The sequence below is a fragment of the Paraburkholderia sp. LEh10 genome (assembly GCF_017814945.1).
Lineage (GTDB): Bacteria > Pseudomonadota > Gammaproteobacteria > Burkholderiales > Burkholderiaceae > Paraburkholderia.
In genome coordinates this window covers 1-331 of the sequence record NZ_JAGIPX010000279.1, presented here as the reverse complement: position 1 = coordinate 331, position 331 = coordinate 1, and the positions used below count along the sequence as shown (strand labels likewise).

The window sequence follows — 331 nt, the reverse complement described above, 5'->3', positions numbered from 1 at the left end:
GACGGCGCGATCCGCGTGTCGTCGGATGCGCAGATCAAGGTGGTGGGCGCGCCGCCCTCGCCCGGCGGCACCGGCGGTACGGGCGGCACACCCGGCACACCGGCTTCGGCGCCCGCGGCCAGCGCGGCGGCCGCGTCGATGCCGGCGCCGCCCACCGCGCTTGCCCAGATGCAGCCGCCGCAGGGGCAAACCCCGACCCAGCCGCCGCCGCGTCCCGGCCCCGGCGCCCCGGCCGCAAGCCCATGACCTGACATCCGATGACGACCGACGCCAGCCGGCGCAACCCGGCGCACCCGATCCGATGAACATCTCACACTTCTGCATCGACCGT

General features: G+C 76.1%; 1 pseudogene. It reads left to right on the top strand.

Features of this window, described 5'->3' with window-relative positions:
• A pseudogene (locus J8I87_RS45595) lies at positions 1-246 on the top strand (hypothetical protein); the annotation flags it as partial.
• Positions 247-331: the final 85 nt, after the last annotated feature.